General features: G+C 72.6%; 8 protein-coding genes. All 8 read right to left on the bottom strand.

Features of this window, described 5'->3' with window-relative positions:
• Nucleotides 1-293 precede the first annotated feature (293 nt).
• Nucleotides 294-734: a type II 3-dehydroquinate dehydratase gene (aroQ, locus tag ACRDP3_RS28115; RefSeq protein WP_431519838.1), complete on the bottom strand. Its 441-nt coding sequence runs from the start codon at nt 732-734 to the stop codon at nt 294-296.
• Nucleotides 731-1,831 carry a 3-dehydroquinate synthase gene (gene aroB / locus ACRDP3_RS28110; RefSeq protein ID WP_431519837.1) on the bottom strand — a complete coding sequence of 367 codons (1,101 nt, stop codon included), beginning with the start codon at nt 1,829-1,831 and terminating at the stop codon, nt 731-733. Before aroB ends, aroQ begins: the two co-directional genes overlap by 4 nt.
• A complete protein-coding gene (locus ACRDP3_RS28105; protein WP_431519836.1) occupies nt 1,828-2,343 on the bottom strand; it encodes a shikimate kinase in 516 nt (171 codons plus the stop codon). The genes aroB and ACRDP3_RS28105 overlap by 4 nt, the downstream gene beginning before the upstream one ends.
• Nucleotides 2,340-3,524: a chorismate synthase gene (gene aroC / locus ACRDP3_RS28100; RefSeq protein WP_431519835.1), complete on the bottom strand. Its 1,185-nt coding sequence runs from the start codon at nt 3,522-3,524 to the stop codon at nt 2,340-2,342. The genes ACRDP3_RS28105 and aroC overlap by 4 nt, the downstream gene beginning before the upstream one ends.
• Before the next feature lie 164 nt (nt 3,525-3,688).
• Nucleotides 3,689-4,555 (bottom strand): shikimate dehydrogenase, encoded by an 867-nt coding sequence (locus tag ACRDP3_RS28095; protein ID WP_431519834.1) that lies wholly within the window; start codon nt 4,553-4,555, stop codon nt 3,689-3,691.
• Nucleotides 4,555-6,330 (bottom strand): endolytic transglycosylase MltG, encoded by a 1,776-nt coding sequence (gene mltG / locus ACRDP3_RS28090; protein ID WP_431519833.1) that lies wholly within the window; start codon nt 6,328-6,330, stop codon nt 4,555-4,557. Before mltG ends, ACRDP3_RS28095 begins: the two co-directional genes overlap by 1 nt.
• 139 nt (nt 6,331-6,469) lie before the next feature.
• Complete coding sequence (ruvX, locus tag ACRDP3_RS28085) at nt 6,470-6,934, bottom strand: Holliday junction resolvase RuvX (protein ID WP_431519832.1); 465 nt, start codon at nt 6,932-6,934, stop codon at nt 6,470-6,472.
• Nucleotides 6,934-8,270, bottom strand: a 1,337-nt coding sequence (locus ACRDP3_RS28080; RefSeq protein ID WP_431519831.1) for a DHHA1 domain-containing protein, incomplete at its 5' end; no start/stop codon positions are given. The genes ruvX and ACRDP3_RS28080, both read right to left, overlap by 1 nt.

The raw sequence follows: 8,270 nt of genomic DNA, 5'->3' as shown, positions 1-8,270 counted from the left end.
GCCTGGTTGCGGCGGCCCGCCGGGTGCGGGCGGCGGAGGCGGCGCCTGCCCGGGGTGCGGGGGGTGCTGACCGTGCTGGTAGCCCGGGCCGTGCGGATGGGGCGGGCCCGGAGGAGGAACGGGCTGCTGTGCCCCGTACTGCTGCATCCGGTCCCCAACTCCGTCTCGCGTCAGCCGGCGCCGCACCCTCTGCCCCCGCGGCGCCATGATGGTGTGACAGTACCGGACGGTACCGCCCCCGGCCGTCGCTCTGTGAACGGCCGGTGCGGGCCTCGAGTGCCCGACAAGCGGAATCAGCCGGTGAGTTCTTCGGCGAGGGCGCGCAGCGCGAGGACGTAGGAGCCGATGCCGAAACCGGCGACCGTGCCGCTGGCGACGGAGGCGACGACCGAGGTGTGCCGGAACTCCTCGCGGGCGTACGGGTTGGAGATGTGCACCTCGATCAGCGGAGCGGTGCGCTGGGCCGCCGCGTCCCGCATCCCGTACGAATAGTGCGTGAAGGCACCGGGGTTGAGGACGACCGGAAGCGAACCGTCGGCCGCCTCGTGCAGCCAGCGGATCAACTCGCCCTCGTCGTTGGTCTCGCGCACCTCGACCGTGAGGCCGAGCTGCTCCCCCACGGCCGTGCACCGCTCGACGAGCCCGGTGTAGGAGGTGGCGCCGTAGACGTCGGGCTCGCGGGAGCCGAGGCGGCCCAGGTTCGGCCCGTTGAGTACGAGTACGCGGCGGCTCATGCGGCGATCTCCGCGTGTGCGGCGAGCAGCATCGCCGGGTCGGGGCCCTCCAGCACGGCGGGCTTGGCGAGGCCGTCCAGGACGATGAAGCGCAGCAGGTCGCCGCGGGACTTCTTGTCGACCCGCATGGTCTCCAGCAGCTTGGGCCACTGATCGCCACGGTAGGTGACGGGCAGCCCCACCGCCCGCAGGATCGCGCGATGCCGTTCGGCGGTGGCGTCGTCCAGGCGGCCCGCGATACGGCCCAGTTCGGCGGCGAAGACCATACCGACGGAGACCGCGGCTCCGTGCCGCCACTCGTAGCGCTCGTTCTTCTCGATGGCGTGGGCGAGGGTGTGCCCGTAGTTGAGGATCTCGCGCGGGCCGGACTCCTTGAGGTCCGTGGCGACCACCTCTGCCTTGACCCTGATGGAGCGCTCGATCAGCTCGGCGGTGTGCGGACCGCCGGGTGTGCGGGCACCTTCCGGGTCGGCCTCCACCAGGTCCAGGATGACCGGGTCGGCGATGAAGCCCGCCTTGATGACCTCGGCGAGGCCGCCGACGTAGTCGTGCACGCCCAGCGACTCCAGTGCGGCCAGGTCGCACAGCACCCCGGCGGGCGGGTGGAAGGCGCCCACCAGGTTCTTGCCCTCCGCGGTGTTGATGCCGGTCTTGCCGCCGACCGCGGCGTCCACCATGCCCAGCACGGTGGTCGGCACGGCGACCCAGCGCACGCCGCGCAGCCAGCTGGCGGCGACGAAGCCCGCGACGTCGGTGGTGGCACCGCCGCCCACGCCGACGATGACGTCGGTGCGGGTGAAGCCGGTCTGGCCGAGTGCCTTCCAGCAGTACGCGGCGACCTCGGCGGTCTTGGCCTCCTCCGCGTTGGGCAGCTGCACGGCGATGGCCTGGTAGCCCTGGGCGGCCAGGTCGTCGCGGAGCACCTCGCCGGTCTCGGCCAGTGCCTCGGGGTGCAGAACGGCGACGCGCTGGGCGCCTGCCCCGATCAAGCCGGGGAGTTCGGCGAGCAGTTGGCGGCCGACGAGCACGTCGTAGGGCGCGGTGCCGGCGCTCCCGGCGACGGTGATACGGGTCGGCGCGGGGGTCTGGCTGGTCATGGCTGCTTCAGCTCCAGGACATCGAGGATCTCGTCGGCGACCTCGCCGGGGGTGCGGTGCTCGGTGCTGACGACGGCGCGGGCGACCTCGGTGTAGAGGGGCCGGCGCTCCTCCATCAGCTCGCGCCACTGCTTGCGGGGGTTCATCATCAGCAGGGGCCGTGGTGCGTCGAGCCCGACGCGCTTGACGGCTTCGGTGATCCCCATCTCCAGGAAGATGACGGGCGATCCGGCCAGTGCTTCCCTGGTCTCCCGGGCGAGAACGGCGCCGCCGCCCAGCGCCAGAACCCCGCTGTGCTCGGCGAGCGCGGTGCGCACGGCGGCCCGCTCCAGTTCGCGGAAGTGCTGCTCGCCGTCGTCGAGGAAGATCTCCGAGATCGGCTTGCCCACAGCGTCGACGATGTCCTGGTCGGTGTCCCGGCACCCGGTACCCAGCCGCTCGGCCAGCAGCTCGCCGACGGTCGTCTTCCCCACTCCCATGGGGCCGATCAGGATGACGGCGGGCCCGGTCATGAGATCTCCAGGCTGCCGAGGAATCCGGTCACGTTGCGGCGGGTCTCGGTGACGCTGTCGCCGCCGAACTTCTCCGCCACCGCGTCCGCCAGCACCAGCGCCACCATCGCCTCGGCCACGATGCCGGCGGCGGGCACGGCGCACACGTCCGAGCGCTGGTGGTGGGCGCGGGTCTCCTCGCCGGTCTGGACGTCGACGGTGGCCAGCGCGCGCGGCACGGTCGCGATCGGCTTCATCGCCGCCCGTACGCGCAGCAGTTCACCCGTGGAAAGACCCCCCTCGGTACCGCCGGAACGGCCGGAGGTGCGGCGGATGCCGGCATCCGTCGGCACGATCTCGTCGTGTGCCTTCGAGCCCGGCACCCGGGCCAGTCCGAAGCCGTCGCCCAGCTCGACGCCCTTGATCGCCTGGATGCCCATCAGCGCACCGGCAAGCCGGGCGTCCAGGCGCCGGTCCCAGTGGACGTGCGAGCCCAGCCCGACCGGCACCCCGTGCGCGGCCACCTCGACGACGCCGCCGAGGGTGTCGCCGTCCTGGTGGGCCTGGTCGATCTCGGCGACCATCGCCTTGCTCGCGTCGGCGTCCAGGCAGCGGACCGGATCGGCGTCCAGCGCCGCTTCGTCTCCCGGCCGCGGTACGAGCCCGTAGGGGGCCTTGGCCGCGCCGAGCTCCACCACGTGCGAGACGATCTCCACCCCGGTGGTCTCCCGCAGGTACGAGCGGGCCACGGTGCCAAGCGCCACCCGGGCGGCGGTCTCCCGCGCCGAGGCCCGCTCCAGCACGGGGCGCGCTTCGTCGAAACCGTACTTCTGCATGCCCGCGAGGTCGGCGTGCCCGGGCCGTGGCCGGGTGAGCGGCGCGTTGCGCGCCAGTCCCGCCAGTACGTCCGGGTCGACGGGATCGGCGGCCATCACCTGCTCCCACTTGGGCCATTCGGTGTTCCCCACCATGACCGCGACCGGGGACCCCAGGGTGAGCCCGTGCCGTACACCACCGAGGAAGGTGACCTCGTCCTGCTCGAACTTCATCCGCGCCCCGCGCCCGTAACCCAGCCGCCGCCGCGCCAGCGCGTCCGCCACCATGCCGGTGGTGACCGGCACCCCGGCGGGCAGTCCCTCCAGCGTCGCCACCAGTGCGGGGCCGTGCGACTCCCCCGCCGTCAGCCAGCGCAACCTGCTCAACGGTGCTCCTCGATCTCGCGCCTCGGCGCCCTCTGCGGTCTCATTCGGGCCTGCTCCGATCCTGCCACGTGTGCGGGTGGTGGCCTGCGGCCGGTCCGGTGGCCGGACAGCGCGTCCCGGCGGACCAGCTGACCGGCGGACCGGCGGACCGGCGACGCGGAGGGTCAGGCCGTACGGGCGTGCAGCGCCGCCTCGCCCGCCTCGCGCATCGCGGCCAGCGGCGCGGGTGAGTGGCCCGTCATCAGCTCCACCTGCAGCACGGCCTGGTGCACGAGCAGGTCGAGTCCGGCGACGACCCGTCCGCCACTCCGCGACCAGGCGGCGGCGAGCGGGGTCGGCCACGGGTCGTAGAGCACGTCGAAGAGCGTGCCGGGCCGGGCCGGAACGGCGGCCACCAGCGCGTCGGTCGAGCCGGCCGGGGTGGTGGCGATCACCAGTGGCGCGCTCAGCGCCCCGGCGGCTTCCGCCCAGTCGGCGACGCGCACCGGGACGCCCAGCCGCTCGCCCCAGCCGCGCATCTCACGGGCCCGGTGAGCACTGCGGACGTAGGTGGTGACCTCTCCCGAGCAGATCTCGGCGAGCGCGGCCAGCGCGGAGGACGCCGTCGCACCGGCGCCGAGGACCGCGGCGTGCTCCACACGTTCGACGCCGCGCTCCCGCAGAGCGGCGATCATGCCGGGGACGTCGGTGTTCTCGCCCGTACGCCGCCCCCCGCCGGAGAGGAGCACGGTGTTGACGGCCTCGATGGCGGCGGCTGTCGGGCTGACCTCGTCCAGCAGCGGGATCACGGCACGCTTGAGCGGCATGGTCAGCGAGAACCCGGCCCACCGGGCGTCGGTGCCGCGGAGGAAGGCGGCGAGGCCGCTCTCGTCCACCTCGAAGCGCTCGTACGTCCAGTCCGTCAGGCCCAGCTCCGCGTAAGCCGCCCGGTGCAGCACCGGCGAGAGGGAGTGGGCGACGGGCGAGCCGAGGACCGCGGCGCGACGGCCGGCCGGCGAGGCGCCGGGCGGTACGGGGTGGTGCGGGGGCATCAGCCGCCGTTCTCCTTCTGCTTGCGCTGCTCCGCGTTGAAGTCCTGGACGTTGCGGTCGTGTTCGGCCTTGCTCTTGGTGAAGCGGGTGTCACCCGGCTTGACGGTGACGAAGTAGAGCCAGTTGCCCTGGGTCGGGTTGAGGGCCGCCTCGATGGCCTGGTGCCCCGGATTGTCGATCGGGCCGGGCGGCAGACCGCGGTTGCGGTAGGTGTTGTAGGGCGAGTTGATCCTGGTGTCCTCGACGGACGTGGCGAGCGAGGACCGGCCCTTGGCGTAGTTGATGGTCGAGTCGAAGCCGAGCAGCATGTCCTCGTCGAGCCGGTTGTAGATGACCCGGGATACCTTGCCGAACTCGCTGTCCTGCTGTGCCTCGGCCTGGATGAGGGAGGCGACGGTGATTATCTGTTCGGGCGTCTGCCCGACCTTCTTCGCCTCCGCGGCGAGATTGACCTTGGTGTGCTCGGACTTGGCGCGCCTGACCATGTCGCGCAGTACGTCCGCGGGGTCGCTCTCCTTGCCGACGCTGTAGCGGGAGGGGAAGAGGAAACCTTCAGCCTTGTCCTTGCCCTTGGCCCAGGACGGGAGACCCAGATCGGCGGTGCGGGAGACCTTCTCGGTGGTGCCGGCCGGCTTGCCCAGCTTCTTGTCGATGAGCTGGTAGACCCTCTTCGCCCGCAGTCCTTCCGAGATGATGAGCCCGTTCTGGCTGGCGGGGTCGAGCATCAGCTTCAGCGCGGAGGCGCCGGACATCCGCTTGCGCATGCTGTAGGTGCCCGGCTGGACGCCGGCCGACTTATTGTCGGCGTTGGCGGCCTCGATGAAGGCGCCGGTGCTCTTGACCACTCCCGCGCTCTGCAGGGCGTTGCCCATGTCGGCGATCGAGGCGCCGTCCGGGATCTTGACCTGGACCTGTCCCGAGCCGGCCCCGGCGAAGTCGGGGGCGGGAGCGAAATGGGACTGGTAGAAGTCGTAGCCGAAGTAGCCGGCCGTGCCGAGACCGGCCACGAGCAGGAGCGAGACGCCCACGCAGGCACATCCGCTCCGGCGCTTGGTCTCTCCCCGGCCCGTGCGGTCGCCGCGGCGGCCCGGCCGGGTGGAGCGGCCCTCGCCGGGCTCGTCCCCGTCGCGGTCCTCGGCGTCCTCGTCGTCGCGCTCGGTGAAGAAGGCGTGCTCGCCCTGGTCGGGCCCGGGGTCCCAGCCGGTTTCCGGGTCGGCGCCGGGAGCGAAGCGCGGCTCGCCACGCCCCTGTTGAGGGTCCTGGTACGGGCCCGGGCCCGGATACGGGGCGGCGCCGGGATACGGGGAGGGCTCGCCCGAGTGCCCCTGCGGGCCGGGGTACTGGCCCGGCACGCGCTGCGGCGGGCCCTGCTGGTACGGGTCCGGGGCGCCGTAGTAGCCGGGCTGCGTTCCGGTCCCGTAGGGATCGTTGACCGGCGGCATGCCGTAGGGGTCGGTGGCTCCTCCGCCGTAGCCGGGGCCGTAGGGCCCGCCCGGCTCCGGGGCGCCGTGCCAGCCGCCGTTGCCGTAGAACTCCTGCGGCGGCTGCTGGCGCTGCGGGTATTGCTGCGCGTACTGGTGATCACCCTGCTGCGGCGGGGCCGCCCGCTGCTGACCGGCGCCGTACGGATCGGTGTACTGGCCCGCGTACTGACCGGCGTACGGATCGTCGCCCTGGTACGTGGCGGACCGGCCGCCGTCCCACCCCTGGTCCCCGAAGAGGGGGTCGTCAGGGTGCCACGGTTGGGGGCCCTGGCCCCGGCCATACTCAGTCATCGATCCCCTAGATCCGCCAGTCGGCAACCGTCCCGTACACACCGGGGCGAGAGCACCCGCCGCACCTGGGGTGTGCGATCCGTTTTTGCCGGATCGGAGCCGGCGGCTGCCGTGTCGCGGGAACGTTACCGTATCGCGATCAGACAACCACTTCGACTCGTTGCCCGGGCGCACTTCCCGATGTCCGCTCAGTCTCCAGTGCCGCCTGCAGAATGACCACGGCCGCGGCCTGATCGATGCGGGAACGGCCCTTCTTCGAGCTCACGCCTGCCGCCCGCATGTCCTGTGCCGCGGTGACCGTGCTCATCCGCTCGTCCACCAGCCGCACCGGCACCGGTGTGATGTTCCTCGCCATTTCCTCGGCGAAGCCGCGGACCTTGGCCGCGGCCGGACCCTCGGTCCCGTTCAGGGAACGCGGCAGCCCGACCACGACCTCGATCGGCTCGTACTCCGTCACCAGCGCGGCCAGCCGCCGCTGCGCGGCGGGCAGATCCCGTCCGGGCACGGTCTCGACAGGTGTCGCCAGCAGTCCGTCGGGGTCGCTGCTGGCCACTCCGATACGGGCGTCACCGACGTCCACGGCGAGGCGCCGGCCGCGGCGCATCAGGCGCTGCCGCTCTCCGCCACCAGCCGCTCGACGGCGGCGACGGCGTCAGGCACGGCGGCCGGGTTCTGACCGCCGCCCTGGGCCACGTCGGGCTTGCCGCCACCTCCGCCGCCGAGCGTCTTGGCGGCGCCGCGTACCAGGTCACCGGCCTTGAGGCCGCGGTCGCGCGCGGCGTCGTTGGTGGCGATGACGGTCAACGGGCGGCCGTTGGTGACCGCGAACAGGGCGACCACAGCGGGCCGTCCGCCCGTGATGCGCTGGCGGACGTCCAGCACGAGGGTGCGCAGATCGTCGGCGGCGGTTCCGTCCGGCACCCGGCCGGTGACCAGGGCGACGCCCCGTACGTCCGTGGCGCCCTCGGCGAGGCCGGCTGCGGCTTGGAGCACCTTCTCGGCGCGGAACCGCTCGATCTCCTTCTCGGCGTCCTTCAGGCGGGTCACCATGGCGGAGATGCGCTCGGGCAACTCCTCCGGCCGGCCCTTGACCAGATCGGTGAGCTGGGAGACGACGGTGTGCTCGCGGGCGAGGAACTTGTAGGCGTCGACTCCGACGAGGGCCTCGACCCGGCGCACGCCGGAGCCGATGGAGGACTCCCCGAGCAGCTTGACCAGGCCGAGCTGGGCGGTGTTGTGCACATGGGTGCCCCCGCACAGCTCCTTGGAGAAGTCGCCGATGGTCACCACCCGGACCCGCTCGCCGTACTTCTCGCCGAACTCGGCCAGCGCACCCTGCTTCCTGGCCTCGTCGATTCCCATGTACTCGGCGGAGACGTCGAGTTCACGCACCAGCACCTCGTTGATCTTCTGCTCCACGTCGGTGAGGACCGTGCCGGGCACGGCCGTCGGTGACCCGAAGTCGAAGCGGAAGCGGCCGGGGGAGTTCTCCGAACCGGCCTGCGCGGCGGTCGGCCCGAGGGCGTCCCGCAACGCCTGGTGGGTGAGGTGGGTGGCGCTGTGGGCCCGGGCGATGGAGCGGCGGCGGTCCACATCGATCTGGGCGTACGCGGCGGAGCCGACCGTGACCTCGCCGACCTGGACCACGCCCTTGTGCACCGAGACGCCCGCGACCGGCTGCTGGACGTCGCGGACCTCGATCACGGCGCCGTTCTCCAGCCGGATGCGTCCGGTGTCGGCGAGCTGGCCGCCGCCCTCGGCGTAGAAGGGGGTGCGGTCCAGGACCACTTCCACCTCGTCGCCCTCGTGGGCCGCCGGCGAGGAGACGCCGTCGACCAGGAGTCCGACGATGCCGGCCTCGTCGGCGGTCTCCCCGTAGCCGGTGAAGGCCGTGGTGCCGCTGCTGTCGGCGATCTGGCGGTACGCGGACAGGTCCGCGT

The sequence above is a fragment of the Streptomyces sp. genome (assembly GCF_050698815.1).
Taxonomy (GTDB): domain Bacteria; phylum Actinomycetota; class Actinomycetes; order Streptomycetales; family Streptomycetaceae; genus Streptomyces.
The sequence above is the reverse complement of the archived record's forward strand: the minus strand, read 5'-3'. Positions and strand labels throughout refer to the sequence as shown.

What these genes read in the sequence shown, in the direction of transcription:
- aroQ (WP_431519838.1), bottom strand. Translation starts at nt 734, where the DNA reads ATGAGCCGCCGCGTACTCGTACTCAACGGGCCGAACCTGGGCCGCCTC.
- aroB (WP_431519837.1), bottom strand. Translation starts at nt 1,831, where the DNA reads ATGACCAGCCAGACCCCCGCGCCGACCCGTATCACCGTCGCCGGGAGC.
- ACRDP3_RS28105 (WP_431519836.1), bottom strand. Translation starts at nt 2,343, where the DNA reads ATGACCGGGCCCGCCGTCATCCTGATCGGCCCCATGGGAGTGGGGAAG.
- ACRDP3_RS28095 (WP_431519834.1), bottom strand. Translation starts at nt 4,555, where the DNA reads ATGCCCCCGCACCACCCCGTACCGCCCGGCGCCTCGCCGGCCGGCCGT.
- mltG (WP_431519833.1), bottom strand. Translation starts at nt 6,330, where the DNA reads ATGACTGAGTATGGCCGGGGCCAGGGCCCCCAACCGTGGCACCCTGAC.
- ruvX (WP_431519832.1), bottom strand. Translation starts at nt 6,934, where the DNA reads ATGCGCCGCGGCCGGCGCCTCGCCGTGGACGTCGGTGACGCCCGTATC.